We start from the raw sequence: 23,950 nt of genomic DNA on the forward strand, positions 1-23,950 counted from the left end.
TCTAAGACTATATAAATTATACTTCCAGTTGACTATGCTTTTGAATACCTCGGACTCTCTCAATCTAAGACCCTCTGTTGGGAGGAAGCAGCTTTCCAAAATATATGACTATTGCTTACCTAGAATTTTTTTATCAGTTTAATTGTATTTTAACAGACTTCTCTAATCGTGGGTAGCTGGCTTGCTGGTAGATTTAAATCAGGGGTTTGTGCCACAATACCAGTGTCCTTTACCGAGCTGTGCCTTAGCCGAGTGTTCAACTACAGTTAGGAGATGAATTACAAAAAATTGGTAAGATGTTAAACTTTGTAACAATAGTTGTTCAAACTCGACCTTTTAGGGTTTTTGACCCCGGATGCACATTTTGCAACTGTTGTAATTGCCGATCGACCAATCTCCCAATCCCTTTTTTCGAGTTTGAGGTAAAAAAACAGGGGTAAAGTTTCAACTAACGCTCCAACGGAGTTGACAATTATTGGCTAGAGGCAACTCTCAAAAAATAACTGAACGAAGTATGTTTTGTATTTTCAAGAACTATAAATAAACAGGGAGAAGAATATGTCTGCAAGTAGCAGTCAAGTACCAACTATTTTGGCAGTTGATGATAGCGTCGTGATGCAAGGACTTGTTAAACAGGCCTTAAGCAAAGAGTTTCGAGTTCTCGTAACCGACAATGCAGTGGATGCTTTGTCAACGATTTATCACGAACAAATTTCGGTTTTGTTGCTGGATGTTTCGATGCCCGGTATTGACGGATTGGAACTCTGCCGCACGGTGCGGAGCTTGCCTCAGTTTCAGAATTTGCCGATCGTAATGCTGACAGCGCGAGATGGAGCCTTTGATAAGGTACAGGGGCGTTTGGCGGGAGCAACAGAGTATTTAACTAAGCCGTTTGATGCTGATAAGTTGCGCGAGGTAATTGGTAAGTTTATCAAAATCAAATAATCGGACTTAGGACAAAAAATCAGTTTTGAGTAATTAATGAAGTAAAAAGTTGCGATCGCGCTCTCTGATCCTCGACTTCTTTAACAAGTCGAGGGGCGGGGCATTCTGCACTATTTGCGAGGTAAGTCCTAAATGTTTAATTTTGCCAGGAGTAAGGGAGCGATCGCACTGACAGGTAGAACATATTTGGCGGCACCGAGGGCGATCGCCTCCTTGGGCATTCCGAAGACAATGCAGCTAGCCTCGTCTTGGGCGATTGTCAACCCCCCTTGTCTAGCGATCTCCAACATTCCGTCAGCACCATCTCTACCCATTCCTGTCAGCAAAACCCCCGCTGCTGCCCGACTATAAAAATTAGCTACCGACTTAAATGTCACCGTTACAGAAGGGCAGTGTCCCGCAGCATGAGCAGCTTCTGAATAAATAAATCGCCCTTGAGAATCCAATTCTAAATGACGTTTTTCTGGAGGAAAATACACAGTCCCTGCTTGTGGCAATTCCCCAAAAGCAGCTATCTTAACAGGCAGTTTCGATTCATAACCCAGCCAATCAACTAATCCTTGCAAAAAACCTTCACTGATGTGTTGGACACAAATTATAGGCACGGGAAAACTAGCTGGAAGTTTAGAAATAATCGCGTACAGTGCTTGTGGTCCGCCTGTAGAAGCCCCTATCGCCAATATTTTAATAGTTGGAGATTTAACATTTTCGTTAGAAAATTTGTAATTAGGAACTGGTGCTTGGTTGAGTTTTACAATTTGATTTTTATCTTCAGTAGGTATCTTTTTTGGATGCCGTGTAAATACTTTAACTCCTGAGAGAATTTTCACCTTAGCTATTAATTGATTAGCTAGGCGATCGTAATCAGATACCAACCCGCCCATCGGTTTCGGAAAAACATCCAATGCACCAGCCTTTAACACTTGAAATACATTCTGAGTATCATTCGCTTGCACTGAAGCACTAATTACTAAAATTGGTAGCGGATATTTCTTCATTACTTCTTCGGTAAATTCTAACCCGTTCATTGGTGCCATGTTCAAATCCGTACAGATTACTTGGGGCTGAAGTTTGGGAATTAATTCTAGTCCTTCTAATCCGTTGCAAGCAGTTCCTACAACTTGGATGTCTGGCGAGGACTCAAAAATTCGTTTGAGAACGATGGTAACTACTGGAGAATCTTCAACTAACAATAGTTTAATGGGCAACAACATCAGTTTGCTCGGAAATGGGGAATGGGGAATGGGAAATGATAAATTCGGCATCCATGCACGGGGAATTTTTCACTAGACACAGGGCATTGGGCCTTGCTAATTGGTAGTAAATAACAAATAGCTAATAACAAATAGCTAACAACAAATAGCTAATGACTAAACTAACCTTTTTAGTGTCTCTACCAACACATCTTGATTGAAAGTACCTTTAGGAATATAAGCATTGGCCCCCGCATCAGCACCTCTTTTTTTATCTTCATCCGATGCCAAAGATGTCACTAAAATTATCGGCAACTCACTGTATTCTTTTTGCTCGCGAATCTTAATAGTCAGGGCCAAACCGTCTAAATTTGGCATTTGTATGTCAGAAATCACAGCATCAAAATCGCGAGTTTTCAATTTATGGAAAGCATCCAATCCGTCTACCGCAGTCACAACTTCGTAACCTGCAGCTTCCAGTATGCGCTTTTCTTGAGTGCGCGTGGCGATCGAATCTTCTGCTAATAGTATAACTTGTTTTCTGCTGGCAGTCTCAAGTTGCGATCGCGCACTCCCAACCCCACGAGACGAAACTTGCTGGCGTACAGATTTTATCAAATCGTGGGGATTGAGTACCATACAAACTTCCCCAGTACCGAGAATTGTGGCACCAGAAACATTTCGCACCCGTTTGAGCAATTGACTTTGAGGTTTCATCACCACATCCTGTTCGTCTATCAAAGCATCTACAAATAATCCCAATCTTTCCTCCCCAACTTTTAAAACAATACAAGGCATTTTTGAAGAACTTGAATTTCGGAAGTAGTTTTTATTCTCCTTCAGATTTTCTCTCCCGGTTTCCTGTCTCAAATACCGATTTTTTTGCCACAGTTTTTTATTATTTAATTCTAGTAAATCTGTCAGATGAGCAACTGACAAAGGCTGACCCTTTGAAAGTATAGTTTCCTTACCTTCTATAGCAAATATCTCAGACTGAGACACCTGTTGTGCCGTGTCTACAAACTCGACTGGCAGAGCATAAGGAATGTCTTCAACTATGACAATTAATACATTTGCTGTAGCTAAAGACGTGCTGATTTGCAGCCTCAAAGTGCATCCTTTTCCTGGTAAAGACTCTACTTGAATACTACCTTTTAGGGCTTCAACATTAGTGCGAACTACATCCAATCCGACCCCGCGCCCCGATACTTCGGTAACAAATTTTTTGGTCGAAAAACCCGGAGTAAAAATTAAAGATTGTACTTGATTTTCGGTCATTTCTGCCAGTTGTTCAAGCGTACAAATATTACGTTTTAGCGCCGTTTGTTTAATGCTCTCTAAATTTAGTCCCCGACCATCATCAGCAACTTCAATAATAATATTGCTAGCCATATTATAGCCTTTAATTCGGAGAGTAGCCACGGGAGGTTTACCTAGTTTTTTCCGCTCCTCAACAGTTTCAATGCCGTGGTCGATCGCATTTCTAATCATGTGCATTAAAGGGTCTTTCATTTCCTCTAAAATGCGTTTATCGGCTGTAGTTTCCCCTCCTTCAATCACTAAGGCAACTTCTTTACCTTCCCGTTTTGCTAAATCTCGAACAGTTCGAGGAAATAAATTAAAAATAGTAGACAAAGGCAACAGTCTCAGAGTGCGAATTCCTGATTCTAATGCCTCAGCGATTAATTCGAGTCTGGCAGTATCTTCATAAACTCGATTTCTCAAGCAGTTTACTAAAGTTCCAAGACGTTCTAAACGTTCTTCTGTACGTTGATAGTAATCCTGCAATTGGCTAAATTTGCCGTTGATTTTAATACCGTTTTCATCTATTTGCATCCGATCGACAGTCAAGCTAGTTACAAAATATTCTCGGCTCCACTCTTCCCACAAAGTTGTAATTTTTTCGATCTCTGCAACTCGGTGTCCTAGTCGAGTTTTTGTGACAGTAAGTTCCCCTGCTTGAGTCATTAAATCGTCTAAATTTTGAGTCGCAACGCGAATGGTTTCAATGCGGTAAGATGAGGTAGAGGATGCAGTAACTGCCGACTGCGACGCCGACGCAGGGGCGGAATCAGAAGGTGCAGGCAAGTTTTGAGCTTGCAGTGGAAATTCTGGCTGGGATTGTAGGGGTAAAAAAGAGGAATTCTTCTCTAAGTTAACGACTTCTGAATTTTCAACGTTGGTTTCTGGTTGTTGGGTAGGAGGCTCAGTAAATTGCGGTTCTACCAACGGTTGTTCTGGTACTTGTGAAGATGAGGAATCTACTATTGAGGCGGCCGCCTGTGGCTGTAACTGACTAGAAGCACCCATCATGCTAGCGAGGATGTAAAAAGTATTAATGCCGGAATCTTCGCCGGTAACTGCTTCGTTAACGAGTTGGCGGATGGCGTCTAAACCTTGCGAAAGTCGATCGCTAATATCGGAATTGAGTTGAGTTTCTCCCCGCTTGACAGAACCCAAAATATGCTCCATTTGATGAGCTAAAGATGCTACATTTTTTACGCCTAGCATCCCAGCATCACCTTTAAGAGAATGGGTTTCGCGCAACAATTGTTCTAACTTAGCTAAGTCGCTTGGATGTTGTTCTAAGTACAGCAATCCGTCGTCTAGTTTTTGTAAGTGTTCTTGACTAGCAACTTTAAATACATCTCGAAGTTCTTGATCTTCAATCATCATATATGTTTTTTAGTAATAAGTAATTGAGCATTGCTCATGGGTAATGGGTAATGATAATTATGTTGAATACTCAGTCGATTGCTAATGACTAATGACTAATGACTAATGACTAATGACTAATGACTAATGACTACACTACTTCTTTAAGATTAAATGCAGCTTCTGTCAGTTGTTGAGTACCGATTTTAACTTGAGTAATGCCGCTTACTGTTTGAGACGCTGATTCCTTCATAGAACTCATCGCATCACCTACTTGCTGAATTGCGATCGCCTGCTGTTTCACATTAAATGAAATTTGCTGATTGCTAGCAAACACCAGATTGCAAGCTTCCCTCACACCCATAAAAGCTTCTGCCGTATCTTGTGCTGTTTTTACCCCTTCTGCAACCGTTTTGCGACTATCTTCAGTTGCTTTCACCGTGGAGTCGATCGCACCCTTAATTTCTGGAATAATACCATTAATTTTTTGTGCTGCTTGTTGGCTTTCATCTGCTAACTTACGAATTTCGCTTGCTACCACCGCAAAACCTTTACCGTACTCGCCGGCTCTGACTGCTTCAACAGCAGCGTTGAGAGCCAGCATATTAGTTTGGCTGGCTAAATCGCTAACCAAACTTGCGAGAGTCGATATATTGCCAATCTGACTCGTGCTGTCGTCTAGTCGATGATTTTGCTTAGAAATTGCCACCACAGCTTCTCTAAGATTCAGCATTTGATTGAGAGTTTGATCTACCTTTGTAGTACCTTCTTCTGCTAGATTTAAAGCTTGGCGAGCAGCAACGGCAACAGACTCAGCTTGCTCGGCTGTTTGCTGAGAAGAGCGGCCTAAATTTTCGAGAGTTATAGTTGTTTGGTTAACCGAAACAAATTGCCTATCTGCTATTTGTTCTTGCCTGTTCATATTAGATTCTATTTGCATTGAAAATGACGAAATTTGGTAAATCAGCCCCCGAATGAGAGCAACAATTTGTTGCAGAAAAAACCATCCAAATCCCAGCACCACAGCCAGGGAAACAATAGCTATCGTCGCTGCTATTTTTTGAAGAGAATCGATGGAATAAAATAACAATTTTTTGGGTGAAGTATCCACAATTACTAAAAACTTATTGGTATTTTGTTTGCTGGGGAAGACTGTATTATAGCTAATCACTAGCTCCCGATTTTCAATATTTCCCTGACCACCTGAGAGTATTTTAGCAACAAGGTCTCCTGAATAATCATTTTTGACATTTTCCTTAGTTTTGAGTTCAAGTCCCCAGGCTTTTTTAGGATTGGGATGAGCCAGATAATACCCATCTTGGTTTAAGATAAAAGATTTGTCTGATAGTTCAGGATTGAACTTTTTAACCATATCGAGCAGAGTGTTACCCAGGGCATTAGTAATGATAAAGCCTTGTCTTTCTCCTTTAGGATCAAAAATTGGAGTTGCGTAGCGAATTGTTGGCTTGTAAGGAATTTCTATTTTCCCCATTTCCTGATTCAGATTTAAGGAAGACACATAGACTTCTCCTTGTTTTAGCTTCATAGTTGCCGAAAAGTAATCTGTGTCTGCTTTATTTTGTAGTTGAGAATCTGGAATAACTTGGAGATTTGTGCCGTCATAATCTACGCGGACTATCTCCTTACCGCTGTTATCTATGTAACGCAATTGCACATAATATGGCTTAGCTTCCATCATGGATAAGAATGTGAGCTGCATTCGATAAACCCAATCTTTATAAGTTGAATTAGTTTGTTTGTCTACTCCATTTCCTGCCCTGGCTCTAATCATTCCCTGAACAGGGGGAGTTTTGCGGAGAAACAAAATATCTGCTCTCAGATTTTCAAACTTGTTAATCATTTGATTGGCGGTAGAATTAACACTGTCACTAAGGGTTATCAATGCTAACTTTTGCAGTGCTTCTGTTGAAGAATAAATTCCATACCAACCAACAATAGATACGGGAATTAAGGTACTTAAAATTAGAAGTAGCAACAGTCGGTGCTGCATTTTTTGGAAAAATTTGTTAATCATTGGTTACTGGGAATCGGTTACTGGTAACTTGTACGATCGCGTAGCAGAAGTATTGGGAATGGGCAACTTGTACGATCGCGTAGCAGAAGTATAAAGAATTGGAAATTGGTAGTAAATAAAAAAATAACAACTCCCAAATAATAACTCACAAATCACAACTAACTACACTGCTGAATTGAGATTATAGCAATCCTCGCATCATTTGTGAATTTCTTACTCCCTCCGCAAGACATCGGGGAGGGCTGGGGTGGGGCAAAATTTTTACGACTCCTGCAAGGATTGCTATAGGTTCTGATTTGCCCAGAAAGAAGTTATTACTCCCGTTAATATCGCTGGAATTGTAACGAGGCCGATCGCCCAAGCAATTGCTTTCATTCTTAAGGATATATTTGGCATTTTTGGGGAACTACTCATAATTCATTGCTCTCCTACAAAACTGCTTTCAAATCTAAGGCTGCTTCATTCAATTTTTGAGTACCGACTTTAGTTTGACTGATACCGCAAGCGGTTTGGGCTGCGGCTTGATTGAGAGAGTTCATAGCTTGCACTACCTGTTCGATCGCGATCGATTGCTGTTTGGCATTCAGCGAGATTTGCTGAGAGCTCAAAACCACATTGTTAATGGCATTGGCAACTCCTGCAAATGCAGCCGCGGTTTCTGAGGCAATATTCACGCCCGATTCCACTGTTTTAGTTCCTTCATCTGTCACCATTACTGTTGAGTTAATTGCCTTTTGAATATCAGCAACTAATAGATTAATTTGTGCTCCTGACTTTTTACTGCGATCGGCAAGTTTGCGAATTTCTGACGCCACCACGCCAAACCCCTTGCCGTGCTCTCCCGCCCGCACTGCTTCAACAGCAGCGTTGAGTGCTAACATATTAGTTTGATTCGCCAAATCGCTAACTACAGTTGAGATATTACCAATGTGATCTGTTTGTTCGCTCAACTCTATAATTTGTCCTTGAATATCCTGAACTTTAGTTTTCAGAGTTGCCATTGCTTCTAAAGTTTGTTCTACAGCTTTTGTGCCACCTCCAGCTAAATTCAAAGCTTGCATTGCTTGAACCACGGCTGTTTCTATCTGCTGTGATGTCGCCCTGGAAGATGCTCCCAATTCGTCCATTGTAGTAGTAGTTTGATTTACGGAAGCTGCTTGCTGACTTGCCATGCGTTCCTGTTCTTCTACGGTGGCTGCAATCTCAGTGGAAGAAGCGGCGATCGAGCTAATTGCGCGATCGATAGTTTGAGCAATTCCTGACGAAATCAGCCAAGCTATAACCGCACCTAACACCAATAAAAACACGGAACCAAATACCAAGGCCGAGATTAAAAAAACTAAAGATTGCTTCGTTTTTTCAGTAGCTTGCTTAATCGCTTTTACTTCTATGTCGCGAAATTGCTTATTTATTTCCACAAATTCATCCACAAATTGTGTCTGTTTTCCGGTATTAAAGAGAGCCAAGGCAGCAGTTCTATTATTTTTTTGTAATAAAGCAACTATTTCGCTAGAACCGTCATAATATTCGTTGCAGAGTTCTAGCATCTTCTCTAAACGCATCCTCTGTTCAGGATTTTCCATCTTCAACTCCGCACTATTTCCCGACTCACGAGCTAATTCTCCACCAGTCTTAAAATCATTTAAAAACTGCGGATTTTTATTAATTAAATACCCGCGCATCCCCCTTACCATTTGTTCAGCACCTGCGGACATATCATTTGTATGTCTGAGCACATTTTCGATCCTTTCTACTTCTGCAAAATTATTCAACACCTGATTAGTAGTTGTATAAACTAGCAGGGGAAAACCCAAGTATATAGTGGCAGGGGCTACATAAGCCAGCAACATTCTATTTCTAATATTTAATTTTATTAACTTAGCAAACATATTTTTCTCCTTAATTTAAGCACGTGAATATACGAATTAGATTGCTTCGTCAAATCTGGCTTGAAAAGCAGATTTGGTATAACTGAATACGCTTTGGTTAAAACTATTTATTCCTCAGAGATTCCTTGCAGCATCCCCCGCATCGTTGCGAGGACTTTGAGTAAGTTCTTGTCCACCCCCTACTCCCCCTTTGTAGGGGCGGTGCGACCCCTACTCCCCGTGCCCGCCCTTGGCGCCGGGAGATCGAGCTTAACTCAACCGTATTGTGGTATAACTAACTTCTTTAGTGGTGGACGCATTTCAAGATAATTCTCTCATGCTAAGTCCCGCTTGTTACCAGTTCTGATCTCTGCGTTGGATCGGGATTGCGAAGGAAATGAAGTATCAAGCCAGGTGCTTCACTGAACTCATGATAGAGATGCTTTGCGTAAGTCCTGTTCTGGATTCAAACCTCTTCATCAACAACTACTCCTCCTTTTGTCAGCAGTTTTTGCAAGTTCAGAATAGCCATCATTTTTTCCCCGTAAATAGCTGTCCCCCGTAGATATTCGCGGTTGGCAGAATGCAGGGCTGCCGGAACAGCCGCAATTTCCGACACATTTAAGTATATAATATCTAATATTTCGTCAACAACTATACCAGCGACCAAATCTGTCACTTCAACAACGATCGCCTTAGAGAGATCGTTTGCAGTCTCCGACATATTTAAAGACATATTTAAAACACTGCGAATATCAATTAGCGTCACAATTTCTCCCCGTAAATTTATATTTCCCACTATGCGATCGGGAGTGCAAGGAACCGGAGTTACTTGGTTGATATCAGTAAATTCGCGAACTAAATCTAAATGAATACCAAAGTATTCGCCATTCAAAACAAACACCGCCAGGGACATATTAGTGGCAGCATCATTTTCTCCCTCGTTTCGCCGCCTCAAATGATTAGCGCGCGATTGAAAAATTGCTTTTTCTTCGGGGGTAGCCTGCGGGCAAAAAACGTGACGGTTGCTCAAAATTTGAGGATTTTTTCCTAACAATTTTGCACTTATTAGCCCGTGTAAATTTTCCGTCTCTGCCTCACCTGCTGCTTCACTACCTGCATGGCTTGGAGAAACAGGCCAGCTTTCCTCTGACTTTTCGGGAGAATATCGAATTAATTGATCGAGATTGAGCAGCATGATAATATCGGCTTCGCTGCGGGCTAGTCCAGCTACAAAATAATGAGAGGCTTCTAAATTCTCTCGCCCATAAGATAGCTGCGGAGTGATGGCCTCTTCTGAGAGTTCCTTAACTTCGCGAACTTGATTGACAATTATACCGATTTTCGATTCTTGCCACTCTATGACGATCGTACTATCTGTCACAGCATACCCTTGCCAAACGTATCCAAAACGGAGATTCAGATCCATCACGGGCAGAATTTCGCCCCGAAGGTCGATCGCCCCAACAATATCTTGAGGTGCTTCTGCAATTGCTGTCAACTCCGGCAGAAAGAAAATTTCCCGAACGTAGCAGGCTTCTATACCGCAGAGAAAACCGTTCTGTTCAAAGATAAGATACGGTTTAGTTTCCATATTTTAGTGTACAGTTTCTTTACTGTATAATTTTAACAATTTTTTTTTAACATTCATCAGCACTTGACTAGCTGTCATTTTCCCCTGTGAATCTATGGGAGTGTTTGGCGGTAGTGCTTTCAGGATTTCACAAGATGAATTGTACATTTTAAGAGCTCTTTTTACTTGACCTTCTTTATTGTATATATTCCCTAGTTCTATATAAGCTGACACAAAAGAGGGACACATATAAATAGTTCTCTTTAATAATTTTTTAGCTGTTTCTAATTGCCCCTGTTCTTCAGCAATTTGAGCTTGTAAATAATCAGTATATACCGATCCAGGTTCTACTTTCCTAGCTCGATTACAGTATTCTATTGCCTGAGAATAATTGCCTGCATTTGCATGAACTTTAGCGATTAAAAAATAAGCTTCAAAATTATGCCCCTGCAACTCTATTGCCTCTTGTGCCTTGTTGATAGCCTCAGCATAATTTTGATTTTTAAATAACTTTTTAGCCTCTAAAATTAGCATTTGATGCGTTTGATTTTGAGTATTTTCTGCTATTGTTTTTTCTGTAACTGACACGGCATTGTTCGGCCAGCCGTCCTCCAGATAGCGAGATGGCAGCATATTCCCCAGCGGATTACTTATTTTTAATACCGGAGGCATCTCAATCTCTGGAAAATTGCTGTTAGTAGTAAAACGAGGTGGCATAGTTTCCCCTGTTAGCAACTCACCACTGTCATCGCCCATAATATCTGCTTTCGGGAATTCCCGAAATGCCGAGTTGGCTTCTCCTACAGTCGCAACCCTAGACTCTATTTGACACCCTTCCTCCGGTACTGCATTCCGACGCTGATACACCACCGACTCCGGGAAAATCTTGGCTTCAAACTCGTTCATAATTTGACCGTAGACTTCAGCATGACCGGTCATTAAATATCCTCCTGGTTTCAGGGTATTGGAAAATTTTTTCAGTACCAGTGAAATATACTTATGTTCAAAATACACAAAAACGTTTCTACATAAAATTAAGTCTATGTTATAAAGATTTTGGTAAATATTAGGAAACTCATCTGTGATTAAATTTAAACAGCTAAAGTTGACACTTTCGCGCAATTCTAGATTAATTTCCCAATCATTTTGCCTCTGATGAAAATACTGCTTTTGTATCTGCTGGTCAACCAAGCGAAACGACCAATGACTGTAAACTCCCTGGGGCGCTTTTTTGATGACTTTTTCATTGATATCTGTACCTAAAATTAATATTTTCCATTGCTCCCAATCGGGAATCAATTCTTTTAAAACAATAGCTAAAGAATAAGGTTCTTCACCGGTGGAGCAGCCCGCACTCCATATTCGCAGTGTCGGCTGCATTCCCAAGGTCTTGTGCAAGTTTCTTTTCTGCTCTATCAATTCAGGAAAAATTACTCTTTTCAACAGAGCGAACTGTCCTTTATCTCGCATAAAATAACTTTCAGTTGTTGTTAATAGCAATACTAATTTCGCCCATTCATTTTTACTTTCAAAAGTTTTGGCGGTTAAAAGTTTATAATACTTTTCTGGGTCTGCAATTTTTTTTTCTCTCATCCTACTCATGATTTTATGAGACAAACCAGCTCGATCTTGAGACCTAATTCGCACACCCATCTCAGTAGTAATTAAGTTGATAAATAGCTGAATTATGGAATCATTCATGTCCACTGAGGTAGATTAATTTAATAATTTGGGTAGTGGCAACTTTTACTGAGCTGCTGCTGAGTTTGGGCTGAGCATAGCTGCCAGCCTGCGGCTCGTCGGTTCGCAAAGCCGCAGGGAGCCGAAGGGAAGTGCGTAGCTGAACTATTGGGAATTGGGTAACTTGTAAGCTCGTGTAGTAGAAGTATTGGTAATTGGAAATTGGGGAATTTGGAATTAGAAATCTGGAATTTAGCCGATCGCCTGAACAAGAACAGTGTCACACCATATCATATCAGAAACTTGCCAGCTACTTAAAGGAAAAAGGCAAAAGGTCAAAGACAGAACCCAGGAAAAAATTATCCCTTCTGCCTTCCACCTTCTGCCTTCAAAGGCACTAATCTCCCACTTTAAGCTGGATATATCCGCAGGCGGCGATTAGGTTCTTCCCCAAAACTGTGGGATTTCAGGTGATAGTGTTCCACAAGTTCGTGCTGCATTTTGCGGACGTTGGGAGAACGGGGCAGGAGTTCCACCGGCTGTCCCTTCGGAATGACAATTTGCTCGACTGCTAAGCGCGTTTCTTCGAGAGCTTCGAGCTCGTCAGAAGAACCGCTGCGGGCGAATAAGGCGAGGTCTGCCACTTCCGGGGTGCCGGGGTCATCCATGTCCAACAGGCGCCGCAAAGCTCTGGCTACGTGGGGAATAGTGGCGGCCTTAATTGTGTGCACTGGAACTTGGCGAGTTTTGGCCAAGTGCCTCAATTTCGACTGGTTCCGAACGTTCGATCGCAAAGCCAAAACCACGTCAGCACTCTCAATATCCTTCGTCAGCAGCACCGGCAGGTTCAGCGTCGAAATCACCTGTTCGAGCTGGTGACGAGGTATGCCGTAAGGATAAACGTGGAGGGGCAAATCTTCGCCGTTAGGGCCGACATTCTGGGAAAAACGTCCGGGCTTAGGTACCGGCTCGACGGACAGGGATTCTTCGAGCAGTTGCTCGAAATACCGAGTCTCAGAAACCGGCGCGCTTTTAGGAGCCAAGTTCTCGCCTGGAGCGGGCATCGGCACCATTTTGCCAGCACTCCGCCAGCCAGAGAGCGGTGTGACGGGCCGGATTGCTGATACCGCAGCCGTGCTGCTGGAAGCGGCCATCCCCGGAAACCGCGCGGGGGGAGCGGCTGACTCGCGCTCGATAATTACTTCTCCTGTCTCGCTGACGCTTCTGATTTGCTGGCTCGGTTCGCGTCCCCGCAGCAGAGTGTCGATCGAATCTGCAACTCGCTCGTGGATTACCCAGCGCTGGCGTTCCAGCATTTCGATGGCAATTTCAAAAGTTGGCGGTGCTTTGCGCTCCAAAACCGTCTTTTGAGAACCGCGCCGTCTTGCTTCGTCATCTCCCAGCGTCACCGCTTGGATGCCCCCAATTAAATCTGCCAGAGTCGGGTTTTTCATCAAGTTTTCGATCCGGTTCCCGTGGGCGGTACCTACCAACTGCACGCCCCTTTCGGCGATCGTCCGAGCCGCCAAAGCTTCGAGCTCCGTGCCGATTTCGTCAATCACGATCACTTGCGGCATATGGTTTTCCACTGCTTCGATCATGACTTGGTGCTGGAGTTCGGGGCGGGAAACTTGCATTCTGCGAGCTCTGCCGATCGCCGGGTGCGGGATATCTCCATCTCCGGCAATTTCGTTGGAGGTGTCGATGATTACCACCCGTTTTTCCAAGTCATCGGCGAGCACGCGGGCAATTTCCCGCAGGGCCGTGGTTTTGCCGACTCCGGGGCGGCCGAGCATCAAAATTGACTGACCGGTTTCCACCAAATCGCGGATAATGCCGATCGTCCCGAACACAGCGCGGCCCACCCTCAAAGTCAAGCCGATAATCTCGCCGCTGCGGTTGCGAAGGGCGCTAATTCGGTGCAGGGTTTGCTCGATACCGGCTCGGTTGTCGCCACCGAAGTGGCCGACTCGCTCGATGCAATAGTTGAGGTGTGCTTTGGTAATCGGAGTTTGGGAAAGAGGTTCGGCCAAGGATGGAAAACGAGCTTCTGGTTGGCGGCCCAAATCCATGACAATCTCAATGAGATTGTTGCGCTGCGGGTGCTGCTCTAAGGGCTGCCGGATCTCATCTGGCACGATGTCTAATAATTTGTTGAGGTCGTCTGTAATCTGCATTCGCCTCGATGTGTTCGGTGACGTTTTCAACTTTTTAGTCAGTTGTCAGTTAACAGTTGTCAGTTGCCAGTTGCCAGTTGTTATGTGTCAGTTGCCAGTTGTTGTTGAAATTAACTACTAACTACTAACCACTAACTAATGACTAATGGCTAATGACTACTGACTACTGACTAAAATTCTTTGAGCGGGGAAACTAGAGAACTAGCTAAACTCACGGCCTCTGAGAGAAGTTCTGGGACGGCTTCGAGCTGAGGTAGCCGAGATGTTTGAACTCCGGCTCCTGGCTGCGCGACTGCCACCGGAACGGCATAAGCTCGATCGGTCTGCATTGTTTCTAACTGTTCTAAAATTGGCGATAGCAAAACCCTGGCATAGCTGCCGTAAGCTACACCTGCAATGTATGGGACAGGGGGAACTGACAAATTTTTCCCGGCATCCTTCATCAGTCCCTCGGCTCTCAGCTTGCTGACAGTGTGAGCATTAGTGCCGCCTGCAAGTTGCACGTATCCCGGCAACTGGGCAGCCAAAACTTTTTGACCGAGTTTGACTGCTGCTCTAGTAGTTCCTGTTCCGATATCTCCGCTCATTGGCCTACCGTCCGTTTGCCAAATTAGGGGACAAGGAAGGGGGGAAATTATTTGATAGAGTGTCCGCAAATAATCAATCAAACCGTCTCCATCGGGGCAACTAATTGCTATTACCTTGAGTTGAGCGACCCAGGGAGCTATGCTCGACCAAAGTCGCGCAAAATCTGCCTCTCTGCCTACTTGCGTGTGGATTTCTAGGGCGTCCGCACCGGATTGCAAGATTAAAGGTGCGATCGCGGCGGAAGCAGACACGTAAGAACGAGTATAAATCAGTTGGCTCGGACAAATCGGCAGACAGCGACCGCAGCCATAGCATTGCTGGTCTATCACCCCGGAAAAACCACTGCCAGCACTCTGAAAAACTATTGCTTCGGCTGGACATATTTTTTCGCACGGCCGCCAGCAGTCCGCCGGACAATCGGCTGGGTTGAATTCGGCTTTGCGAAAATGCGGGTCTTCCCCATCGTTTAAACTCACCATCAGCAACGGCAACCCTTTGCCGCCAAACCTGCGGTTTTGAGTTCTTGCCTGTAATTCGCTGGCCACTTGTAGGGCTTCTTTCGCTGCGGCGACGGCGGCGGGATCTGCCGCGACATCGATACAGTCAGCGCCTGCTAAGGTGTAAGCCAAGGTGAGATTCCGTACAGCAGGCAGGTGTTGAAAGCTCGCCCCACAGATCAGCTTGAACCAATGGCCATCTTTTAATGAGTTTAGGGGATGATAATGTTCTGTCACCCTTATATGCTAATCCTTTGAGCTGAAAATTACTATGTGGAAATTTCTACTTAATTTGAAAATTTAGGCGGTTACAAGCTGGAAACGCTACTGATAGCAGTAGCTCTGGTGCTGTTGGCCCTATATGTAGAGTTCTGAGGTAAGTATTTTTGAGAAATCTAATTTTTTTGATAGTGCCTAACGATGAGGCGATTTTCCACTTTGGCGATCGGCTGTAATTACGCACAGACTCTCTACTATATCATACTAGGGTCGATTTGGCAAAAAAGTAGGCGAGAGATTTTTTTTGAAGTGGTCGTGCAGTGGCAGTTGCCATAAAGTTCGATCGAGCATTGAAACCCAGCGACGAAACGCAGATGAACATTCTACTCCCTAACTTGAAGCTACATTCATCTGCGTTAATCAGCGATTCAACGAGCTCTACTACTTGCTCAGCCGCTTGTAAACCGTAGCCAAAGCATGGCTATCCCCCACATTTCCCGGAAACAAAACAACTGGTAAATTGGGAAACAGAGGATGATTAGCCTCGGTTTTCACCACCGAACAACCTGCGATAATTTGACCGATTTGCCTGACACTTTTCAGCGACAAACCTGTACTCAAAACATCATTAGAAGTAATGCCGCCCTTGCTAATCAAAAACCCGATATCGGCAGGCAGTCCCCGCACGATATCCATCAATAAAGCAGAAACCGCCTCTCCAAATTTTAACCGGACTTCGGTATTTTCAAATTCGAGTTCCTTGCGGCTGGTATAAATTACAGGCGTTTTGCCATCGGCATGAGAAGTGCGGGCTTTTTCGAGAATTTCATCGAGCAGTTGGGTGCGATACTCTGGTGAATCTTCTAACAAGTGAGATACATCTATTTCAATGCTAACTATATTGGGTTCTTTTAACAAGCGCTCCAATTGTTCAGTAGTTTTCTTAACGTGGGAACCAACTATGACTGCACCGGGTTTGCCATCCCTCACGTATTTTGCCATTTCGTCGGCTGCTACTGGCTGCGGGCCGAGGTCAGCTAAGGATGTTAAAATACTTGCTGCACTGCGGAATAAAAACTTTTTGCCTTGACTGACTGCATGGAGAATGTGTTTGGCAAATGTGTCTAAATCGCCTTGGCTTTGGCCGTCAACAACTGCACATTGGTTGTCTGTCATGTCCATCAGTCGATCTAAACTTCCGTAGCGAATGTCTCCGAGTAAAATGCGATCGACTGCATCAGCGGGGATGCGACCTTTGGTTTTTTCTTCTACATAGTCTGGCAGGTAACTGTGACTGTACCCGAAGACTGAATCTTTGGCAAATTCGGTTTCGTGTACTGGTGTCGGGACGCTGTTAACTATTAGGTAGTGTACGCTGTGGCGGGTAATTCTGCCTCCTTCAAAAAAGGCGGGAATTAGAAAATGGGCGTCGAAGGGGCCGAGTTCTTCGGCGATCGCGTCGGTTTCGATGGGATAGTGACCGCGCAGGGTAGAATCGGAACGGCTAACTATTAGGAAGTCTTCGATTTTTTCGCTGGCGATCGCCTTTTTTAAATTTTGGCACACTTCGCGGGTGACGGAGGCTGCTTTTTCGGGAGTTAGCGATCGAGTATTTGTCAGTATGAAGAAAATCGGGCACTTGTCCCGCAGCCCCAAACGCAGGGTGTCTTCGTCCCAACGTGTCAGCAGTAAGCAACTGTGCACGGTTTGAGAACCTGTCGGATCGTCGTCGAGAACTATAATCTTGGGTTTGGCAGAAGACATACTGACCTGGTTGTTAACGTCACCTTTCCAAGATATCCTTACCTGTTACGTAACAGGAAAAAATTTACAATTATTATGATATTTTTTTAACTATTCTCCTCATTCATAATTTTAAAAATGTCTTTGAGTTCGAGTGGAACAGGCATCCTGCCTGTTGCGGTTCAGTAAGCTGTATATTGCTAATGGGTAAGAGGCGCCCTCCGCCGTGTACGCTACTAACTTCTGCCATTTTTTTAATTAGCAGCCTTTCGATCTTGCAACTTTTTCATTTCTGCTTGAACCCCCACGGCTATCTGCAAAGCTTCGTTTAGCAATCGCCCTTGTTCTGTGGCTCGATCGCTAATTTGCAGGGAATTCAAACTTTTCAAATTATTGGTAAACAATTCGGAGTTAGTAGCGACAAATTTTTTGTTTTCCCTGAGAATTCTTTCGGTTTTCAAAGCTCGAACTAAATCCTCTCTGATTAGCTGCAAGGCTGCAATAACTTTTGCTCGATCGCCGATTTTGACTGCCGCATTGCCGGCATCTTCTATCCTATCGTTAATTTCTATCGCTTCGATTATACCATTATAGCGATCGACATCATCAAAAAGATTAATTAAATGTTTGTTTTGGCGGCTGCACTGAATTTTCCACGCATCATCAAGGATTAAACCGACGATCGCAGCGAAGTGGAGGGCGAACCACAACAAATAAGCTCTAGGAAATATCGCAACTAGCAGCCAACAACTGATTAGAACCAAAACTATTAAACCGGCTGTTTTCAAAGCTTCGCGGGCAAACTTAGTCGCTGTCGGCGGGCGGTATACGCGATCGGGCCCCGCGCCGGTGAGGTGCTTGAGTTCACCAACAGTAATTTCTAATCCCTGAATGTCAGCTCGCATAAATCTTCACAAATATTTCTTAATTATAAAGTTTTGTAGTAGAACAAGGGGCTCGTCTACAATAAACCTAACACTTTTTTCAACCAAAACTGCACTATGTCCGCACGTCCTATATACCTCGACAACCACGCCACAACCCCCGTAGACCAACGGGTACTTGAGGCGATGCTGCCGTATTTTACCGAACAGTTCGGCAACGCAGCCAGCATCAGCCACGTCTACGGCTGGGAAGCAGAAGCAGCGGTTAAACAGTCACGACAAATTTTAGCAGAAGCGATCAATGCTTCCCCCGAAGAAATTGTTTTTACCAGCGGTGCAACCGAAGCAAATAACTTAGCGATCAAAGGTATCGCCGAAGCTTATTTCAGCAAAGGAAAGCACATTATCACAGTAAAAACCGAACATAATGCTATTCTCGACCCCTGTACCTATTTGCAAAAATTGGGGTTTGACATTACTGTTTTACCAGTGAAAAGCGACGGGCTGATTGATATAGGCGATTTGATCAAAGCGATTCGGGCAGAGACAATTTTGGTTTCAGTGATGACGGCAAATAATGAGATTGGCGTCATTCAGCCGATCGCAGAAATTGCTGCAATTTGTCGGGGAAATGACATTCTTTTTCACACAGATGCGGCACAGGCGATCGGCAAAATTCCCCTGGATGTAGAGGAGATGAATATCGATCTAATGTCCTTGACAGCCCACAAAATCTACGGGCCAAAAGGCATCGGTGCTCTCTACGTGCGTCGCAACAAACCGAGAGTGCAGCTAGCGCCGCAAATGCACGGAGGAGGTCATGAACGGGGAATGCGATCGGGAACTCTCTACCCACCGCAAATAGTTGGGTTTGCCAAAGCAGTAGAATTGGCAATTGCGGAAATGCCATCGGAAACAGAACGAGTGGTTAATTTGCGGCAGCGTTTGTGGGAAAATTTGAGTGAATTAGGCGATGTTGTTCTCAACGGTCACGCTACGAAGAGATTGCCGGGGAATCTCAATATTAGTGTAGGTGGCGTTGACGGTCAAGCGTTGATGTTGGGTTTGCAATCGGCGGCTGCGGTTTCTTCGGGCTCTGCTTGCACTTCGGCGAAAATATCGCCATCTCATGTTTTAGCAGCGATCGGGCGATCGGACAAATTAGCTTATGCTTCAATTCGGTTTGGTATTGGCCGGTTCAATACCGAAGCAGAAATAGATGCAGTTTCCCAACACGCGATCGCAACTATTCAATCTCTCCGACAAGCTCAAAAAGTGATGAGTTAGAAAGTATTGGTGTCAACTTAAGCCTAAAACCCACTATCTCTCTCATTTTTATCAAAGTCTCGATCCCCCTAAATTCCCCTTAATAAGTGCGACTATGAAGATACTCTTGTCCCCCCCTTTATTAAGGGGGGCTAGGGGGGATCGGAAAGATGAAAAAAAGTCATTTAGTTACTTAGAACCAAATACCTCGCGCACCCGATAAATCGGTTTTCCCTGCGACTCGTGATAAGTCCGCATCATCACTTCCGCCAGCAAACCAAAACAAAATAACTGCACGCCAGTTAACAGCAAAACCACAGCCAAAATCAGCAAAGGACGATTGCCAATACTTTGACCGAGGCCAAATTTCACGAAAGTCAAATATATTCCTAAAACCGTTCCCAACGTCATAGAACCCAATCCCAAAAGTCCAAAAACGTGCATTGGTCGAGTCAGGAACTTTTTCATAAAAGAAATAGTTAACAAATCCATCAACACCCGAAAAGTCCGCCAAATTCCGTACTTACTTTGACCGAAACGGCGGGCGTGGTGTCGCACCGGCAGTTCTGCAATTCTCGCCCCTTCAATAAACGCCAACGCTGGCAAAAAGCGGTGCAATTCCCCGTAGAGATTCAAGTCTGCTACCAACTCGGATTTATAAGCTTTCAAAGAACAGCCGTAGTCGTGCAAAGTTACGCCTGTAACGCGACCAATTAACCAGTTAGCAATTTTAGAAGGAATCAACCGGCTAATAGTATTGTCTTGCCTATTTTTGCGCCAGCCACTGACTAAATCGTAGCCTTCATCTAACTTTTCCAACAATAGCGGAATATCAGCCGGGTCATTTTGCAAATCGCCGTCTAGGGTAACAATAGCACGACCGCGAGCGCGATCGAAACCTGCCGACATGGCAGCAGTTTGCCCGTAATTGCGGCGCAAAATTACAGCACAAAGGTCATCGCGAGTGCTGGCTAACTGCTGGAGAAGTGCACCCGAACCGTCCTTAGAACCGTCATCTACACAAATAATTTGATAGCTGAGTCCAGATGGTTGGATAGAAGAGGCGATCGCCTCAATCAAATGAGGCAAACTTTCCACCTCATTATACACCGGCACCACCACTGAAACGTCGAGAACAACCTCCGCGCCAGCCTGCTGTGCAGCCAATTTTTCCAAAAATAATGCAGCGTCCATTTTTTTATTCGATAATATTAACAGTCAACCGTCAACAGTCAACCGTCAACAACTAACTAGGTTGATAACTTGCCACAACTTTACCATATCCCCGCAATTGCTGGTAATAAGCTTGACTGACTCGATCGCCATCATCCCACAAAACATCGATACCGATACCATTGCGACCTTGTGCTTGTCCCGAACTGTGAATGTAGCGATTATCTCCGAGATATAATCCTACATGAGTTGCTTTTTCTGGCGTACCAAAAAATACTAAATCCCCCGGTTCTAAAGCACTGATACTAATCGGTTTAGTAAAAGCTTCCTGCTGATAAGCATCCCTCGGCAACCAGATGCCCGCAGCCACAAAAGCAGCTTGCATCAAGCCGGAACAATCATAATTTGGCCCGACTGTACCGCCCCAAAGATAATAATTGGATTGGTGCATAGCCTCGCGAGCGAAAGTAATTACAATTGGTAATTTTTCCTTGATTTCTGCCTCAGAAACCACCAGAGGATGATACACTGTTTCTGCCACATCGAGCAACTCGACATCTCGAAGATCCAGCCATCCCGGATAATCATCTTCGCACAGTCGCACCATCACAGCCGTTGTATCCCCCTCAACAACCGAGTCTATGGCATTTCTCCCCCCCTTGATAAGGGGGGGCTGGGGGGGGTCAACAACTCGCAAATGCCGCCCCAGCGCTGCTTGAGTTGCCAATCGATCGCACTTTGGGGAATCGTAAATATTTATGTGCGATCGGGCCCGGTACTCCACAACATCAGATAATTGATAATTGGCCATTGCTAATTGCTCATTGTTTGCTGTTAATTGTTCGCATTTATTGTTCGCATTTAACGATAGATTGCCATTAGTTAGCCGTTAACCGTTAACCGTCAGCCATTAACCATGACATTTTTTCACAAAGACGAACAATTAGAAACCCTCGGCAGTAGCATTATAGACGCAGCCAAAGCAGAATTTACAGGATTAAGCGGCGATCGTACAGCCATTACCTGGATAGTCTACGATCCCCCGGTGCGAGTCAATACAGGCGGCGCCCTGAGTCCAGAAGAATTTTGGAAGTATCAACCGCGAGGTTTTAGCGCCAGAGGTTCCGAACGAATTTATCCAGCCAGCATCGTCAAATTATTCTACCTCGTTGCCATCTGGGAATGGGCGCAAAAAGGCATGATTCAAACATCGCCAGAATTAGAACGCGCCGTCCGAGATATGATAGTTGATTCCAGCAACGACGCCACAAGTTTAGTAGTAGACGCCCTCACCGGCACCACCAGTGGCCCAGAATTATCACCAGGCCCCTTTGAAAGTTGGAAACAGCAGCGAAACATCGTCAACCGTTACTTTCAATCATTGGATTGGCCGGAATTACAAAATATTAACGTCAATCAGAAAACCTGGTGTGACGGCCCCTATGGTCGCGAGCGAGCTTGTCTAGGAGAATTAATGGAACATAGAAATATGCTGACCACAAATGCAGCGGCGCGTTTGCTGCACAGTATAATCGGCGGCGTAGCTGTTTCTGCCCAAGCATCGCAAGAAATGATGGGTTTAATGAAACGCAGTTTAGACCCAGCAGAATTAGAGGCAGATCCTGAAAATCAAGTAACGGGTTTTTTAGGTGGCGGATTGCCAGAATCAGCAAAATTGTGGTCAAAAGCCGGACTGACAAGTCAAGTTCGTCACGATGCTGCTTATATTGAAATAGAGGGCTTACGGCCGTATTTGTTGGTTGTATTTACCGAGGGGAAAGAGAATAGCAAGAATGAAGAAATTTTGCCATTTATCTCGCGGCAAGTTGTCGAAGCGATGAAAGTGCTTAATTAGATTTAGTAGTTGATTATTGCGGCTAGACTAGACTTGAACTGCAAAAATAATTGGGACGGGCTAGAAGCCCATCCCACAAAATTTTCTTGTGGGATGGGCTTCTAGCCCGTCCAAAAATTTGATTAAAAGGAACTTTTTCCTAGAAGCTCTAAAACGGAGAGGGAGGGATTTGAACCCTCGAAGGATGTTAACACCCTTAACAGATTAGCAATCTGCCGCTTTCGACCACTCAGCCACCTCTCCAAGATGACAGTAACTAACTATAGCACACACATCTTATTCTTGCCAACCCCTAATTTAAAAATTCCTCAATCCCTTACTCTGTATACTTTTCGCGACCTCAACCTCCAGCCTCTTCCCCAAAGCCCCTAGCCTTCAAGTGTTTTTCCCAACTAAAATTGGAACTCAAAAAGAACCTCTTAGTATACAAATACCCCAAGCGGTACAGGTGAGCCTTGCGATCGCCATCGAGATTAAAGTCCGTCGTCGTCACCCCAGCGTCAGTCACATCAATATTAATCACCCTGCCCTTATCCATTTCTCGCTGGTGATAGCGGTCTCTTGCTTTCATCATCGTTCGGAACATCGCCGCCAGCATCGACAGCGGAGTATCAATCTTAACTTTAGTCTCAATTCCGGTATCGACTAATCGAAACCCAAAGGTAAACCAGCGCGGCATAGCAGGAGTCGCACCGACGGATTGTTTGTCATAAATCCACAGGGGGAAATTGCTCAAAATTCCGCCATCTACAATTAAGTCATCGCCGAGTTTTCCCGGTTCAAAAAATAGCGGAATACTCATCGACAACCGAACGGCTTCAGCAACGCTAAAATCTTCAGCCCTTTTGAGTCGCAACTGCTCATACAAAGGATCGGAATCGGTAGATTCGCGTCGGTGTAAGTCGTCGGGCAGCACCAACATTTCACCGCGACTGAGGTTGGATACTACTACTTTTAATTCCCGCTCTTTTACGATTTGTTTGACATCGGCAAAAGTGTGCAATTTACCTCGACCGAGCATTGCTTCCAGCCACTGCCGGAACGGTTGCGCCGAATATTCTCCCATCTGACGGCTAACTGTTAAGAAAAGTAGAGTCCAAGCAGGAGATTGCAAGTCGTCGGCGGGGTCGCCGTTTAAAATTAGAGGACTGTTTTTTTGAGTTAAAAATATGCTGTAATCGAGCTGTCCTAAAATTTCCTCTAAATCATCTATTGACAAGTCGGTTGCCAATACTGCGGCAGTAATTGCACCTGCCGAAGTGCCGGCCAATTTTCGCCACTGGATGCCCAAATCGCTACAGCACCTGAGTGCTCCTAAAAACGCAACTCCGCGCACGCCGCCGCCTTCAAAAACGCCGTCGGCATAGATTTGACCGTTGTCGTCGGGAGGCGGAAATTTGCTAAGAATTGTTTGTTTTTCGGTTGCGGTGATTCTGACACCGGGTTCTTGCAAAATTTGCTGCGGATACCACTTGCTCATGGGAAATACCTCGGATAAATGTTGGGTTTTAGATTTTAGATTTACAGCGGTTCCCGCTGTTATGAGGTACAGTAGCAGCAATTAGCAAACCAATTTCTTAAATGTTTAGGGTTCATTAA

Annotated in this window: 16 protein-coding genes and 1 tRNA gene; 3 read left to right on the plus strand and 14 right to left on the minus strand. The window is 44.3% G+C overall.

Annotated features, from left to right (window positions below; translation table 11 throughout):
* Positions 1–558: 558 nt before the first annotated feature.
* A complete protein-coding gene (locus QUB51_RS13870; protein WP_015175702.1) occupies positions 559–945 on the plus strand; it encodes a response regulator in 387 nt (128 codons plus the stop codon).
* A gap of 128 nt (positions 946–1,073) precedes the next feature.
* On the opposite strand, the gene cheB is transcribed toward QUB51_RS13870, so the two are convergent.
* The 10 genes from cheB to QUB51_RS13920 form a co-directional block, all read right to left on the minus strand.
* A complete protein-coding gene (cheB, locus tag QUB51_RS13875) occupies positions 1,074–2,159 on the minus strand; it encodes a chemotaxis-specific protein-glutamate methyltransferase CheB (RefSeq protein WP_333207812.1) in 1,086 nt (361 codons plus the stop codon).
* 156 nt (positions 2,160–2,315) lie between these two features.
* Complete coding sequence (locus QUB51_RS13880; RefSeq protein WP_333261448.1) at positions 2,316–4,811, minus strand: hybrid sensor histidine kinase/response regulator; 2,496 nt, start codon at positions 4,809–4,811, stop codon at positions 2,316–2,318.
* Positions 4,812–4,944: 133 nt separating this feature from the next.
* A complete protein-coding gene (locus QUB51_RS13885; protein WP_333056408.1) occupies positions 4,945–6,828 on the minus strand; it encodes a methyl-accepting chemotaxis protein in 1,884 nt (627 codons plus the stop codon).
* A 428-nt stretch (positions 6,829–7,256) separates the two neighbouring features.
* A complete protein-coding gene (locus QUB51_RS13890; RefSeq protein ID WP_333207810.1) occupies positions 7,257–8,717 on the minus strand; it encodes a methyl-accepting chemotaxis protein in 1,461 nt (486 codons plus the stop codon).
* Positions 8,718–9,162: 445 nt separating this feature from the next.
* Entirely contained in the window at positions 9,163–10,290 is a 1,128-nt protein-coding gene (locus QUB51_RS13895; RefSeq protein ID WP_333261383.1) for a chemotaxis protein CheW, read from the minus strand.
* A 3-nt stretch (positions 10,291–10,293) separates the two neighbouring features.
* Positions 10,294–11,970 (minus strand): CheR family methyltransferase, encoded by a 1,677-nt coding sequence (locus QUB51_RS13900; protein ID WP_333261381.1) that lies wholly within the window; start codon positions 11,968–11,970, stop codon positions 10,294–10,296.
* A 389-nt stretch (positions 11,971–12,359) separates the two neighbouring features.
* A complete protein-coding gene (locus QUB51_RS13905; RefSeq protein ID WP_333261377.1) occupies positions 12,360–14,126 on the minus strand; it encodes a R3H domain-containing nucleic acid-binding protein in 1,767 nt (588 codons plus the stop codon).
* 170 nt (positions 14,127–14,296) lie between these two features.
* Positions 14,297–15,448: a circadian clock protein LdpA gene (ldpA, locus tag QUB51_RS13910; RefSeq protein ID WP_333056413.1), complete on the minus strand. Its 1,152-nt coding sequence runs from the start codon at positions 15,446–15,448 to the stop codon at positions 14,297–14,299.
* Between the two features lie 423 nt (positions 15,449–15,871).
* Positions 15,872–17,194, minus strand: a complete 1,323-nt coding sequence (locus QUB51_RS13915; protein WP_333056414.1) for a four-carbon acid sugar kinase family protein — start codon at positions 17,192–17,194, stop codon at positions 15,872–15,874.
* A 233-nt stretch (positions 17,195–17,427) separates the two neighbouring features.
* Complete coding sequence (locus QUB51_RS13920) at positions 17,428–18,078, minus strand: hypothetical protein (protein ID WP_333056415.1); 651 nt, start codon at positions 18,076–18,078, stop codon at positions 17,428–17,430.
* 96 nt (positions 18,079–18,174) lie between these two features.
* On the opposite strand from QUB51_RS13920, the gene QUB51_RS13925 reads away from it, so the two are divergent.
* Positions 18,175–19,344 carry an IscS subfamily cysteine desulfurase gene (locus QUB51_RS13925; RefSeq protein WP_333056416.1) on the plus strand — a complete coding sequence of 390 codons (1,170 nt, stop codon included), beginning with the start codon at positions 18,175–18,177 and terminating at the stop codon, positions 19,342–19,344.
* A gap of 168 nt (positions 19,345–19,512) precedes the next feature.
* On the opposite strand, the gene QUB51_RS13930 is transcribed toward QUB51_RS13925, so the two are convergent.
* Complete coding sequence (locus QUB51_RS13930; protein WP_333056417.1) at positions 19,513–20,517, minus strand: glycosyltransferase family 2 protein; 1,005 nt, start codon at positions 20,515–20,517, stop codon at positions 19,513–19,515.
* 52 nt (positions 20,518–20,569) lie between these two features.
* Positions 20,570–21,307 (minus strand): C40 family peptidase, encoded by a 738-nt coding sequence (locus QUB51_RS13935; RefSeq protein WP_333207804.1) that lies wholly within the window; start codon positions 21,305–21,307, stop codon positions 20,570–20,572.
* 105 nt (positions 21,308–21,412) lie between these two features.
* Here QUB51_RS13935 and QUB51_RS13940 point away from each other — a divergent pair, with 105 nt between their 5' ends.
* Positions 21,413–22,351, plus strand: coding sequence for a serine hydrolase (locus tag QUB51_RS13940; protein ID WP_333261373.1), 939 nt, complete (start codon positions 21,413–21,415; stop codon positions 22,349–22,351).
* A 154-nt stretch (positions 22,352–22,505) separates the two neighbouring features.
* Here the strand turns inward: QUB51_RS13940 and QUB51_RS13945 are convergent.
* Both QUB51_RS13945 and QUB51_RS13950 read right to left on the minus strand, forming a co-directional pair.
* Positions 22,506–22,594, minus strand: a tRNA-Ser gene (locus QUB51_RS13945).
* A 97-nt stretch (positions 22,595–22,691) separates the two neighbouring features.
* Positions 22,692–23,831 (minus strand): patatin-like phospholipase family protein, encoded by a 1,140-nt coding sequence (locus tag QUB51_RS13950; RefSeq protein WP_333056420.1) that lies wholly within the window; start codon positions 23,829–23,831, stop codon positions 22,692–22,694.
* Between the last annotated feature and the right edge of the window lie 119 nt (positions 23,832–23,950).

The sequence above is a fragment of the Microcoleus sp. AT8-A3 genome, assembly GCF_036705675.1.
GTDB lineage: Bacteria > Cyanobacteriota > Cyanobacteriia > Cyanobacteriales > Microcoleaceae > Microcoleus.

Excerpts from the sequence above, each read along its gene's own strand:
- QUB51_RS13870 (WP_015175702.1), top strand. The coding sequence starts at position 559 with ATGTCTGCAAGTAGCAGTCAAGTACCAACTATTTTGGCAGTTGATGAT.
- cheB (WP_333207812.1), bottom strand. The coding sequence starts at position 2,159 with ATGTTGTTGCCCATTAAACTATTGTTAGTTGAAGATTCTCCAGTAGTT.
- QUB51_RS13880 (WP_333261448.1), bottom strand. The coding sequence starts at position 4,811 with ATGATTGAAGATCAAGAACTTCGAGATGTATTTAAAGTTGCTAGTCAA.
- QUB51_RS13885 (WP_333056408.1), bottom strand. The coding sequence starts at position 6,828 with ATGATTAACAAATTTTTCCAAAAAATGCAGCACCGACTGTTGCTACTT.
- QUB51_RS13890 (WP_333207810.1), bottom strand. The coding sequence starts at position 8,717 with ATGTTTGCTAAGTTAATAAAATTAAATATTAGAAATAGAATGTTGCTG.
- QUB51_RS13895 (WP_333261383.1), bottom strand. The coding sequence starts at position 10,290 with ATGGAAACTAAACCGTATCTTATCTTTGAACAGAACGGTTTTCTCTGC.
- QUB51_RS13900 (WP_333261381.1), bottom strand. The coding sequence starts at position 11,970 with ATGAATGATTCCATAATTCAGCTATTTATCAACTTAATTACTACTGAG.
- QUB51_RS13905 (WP_333261377.1), bottom strand. The coding sequence starts at position 14,126 with ATGCAGATTACAGACGACCTCAACAAATTATTAGACATCGTGCCAGAT.
- QUB51_RS13915 (WP_333056414.1), bottom strand. The coding sequence starts at position 17,194 with ATGTCTTCTGCCAAACCCAAGATTATAGTTCTCGACGACGATCCGACA.
- QUB51_RS13920 (WP_333056415.1), bottom strand. The coding sequence starts at position 18,078 with ATGCGAGCTGACATTCAGGGATTAGAAATTACTGTTGGTGAACTCAAG.
- QUB51_RS13925 (WP_333056416.1), top strand. The coding sequence starts at position 18,175 with ATGTCCGCACGTCCTATATACCTCGACAACCACGCCACAACCCCCGTA.
- QUB51_RS13930 (WP_333056417.1), bottom strand. The coding sequence starts at position 20,517 with ATGGACGCTGCATTATTTTTGGAAAAATTGGCTGCACAGCAGGCTGGC.
- QUB51_RS13935 (WP_333207804.1), bottom strand. The coding sequence starts at position 21,307 with ATGGCCAATTATCAATTATCTGATGTTGTGGAGTACCGGGCCCGATCG.
- QUB51_RS13940 (WP_333261373.1), top strand. The coding sequence starts at position 21,413 with ATGACATTTTTTCACAAAGACGAACAATTAGAAACCCTCGGCAGTAGC.
- QUB51_RS13950 (WP_333056420.1), bottom strand. The coding sequence starts at position 23,831 with ATGAGCAAGTGGTATCCGCAGCAAATTTTGCAAGAACCCGGTGTCAGA.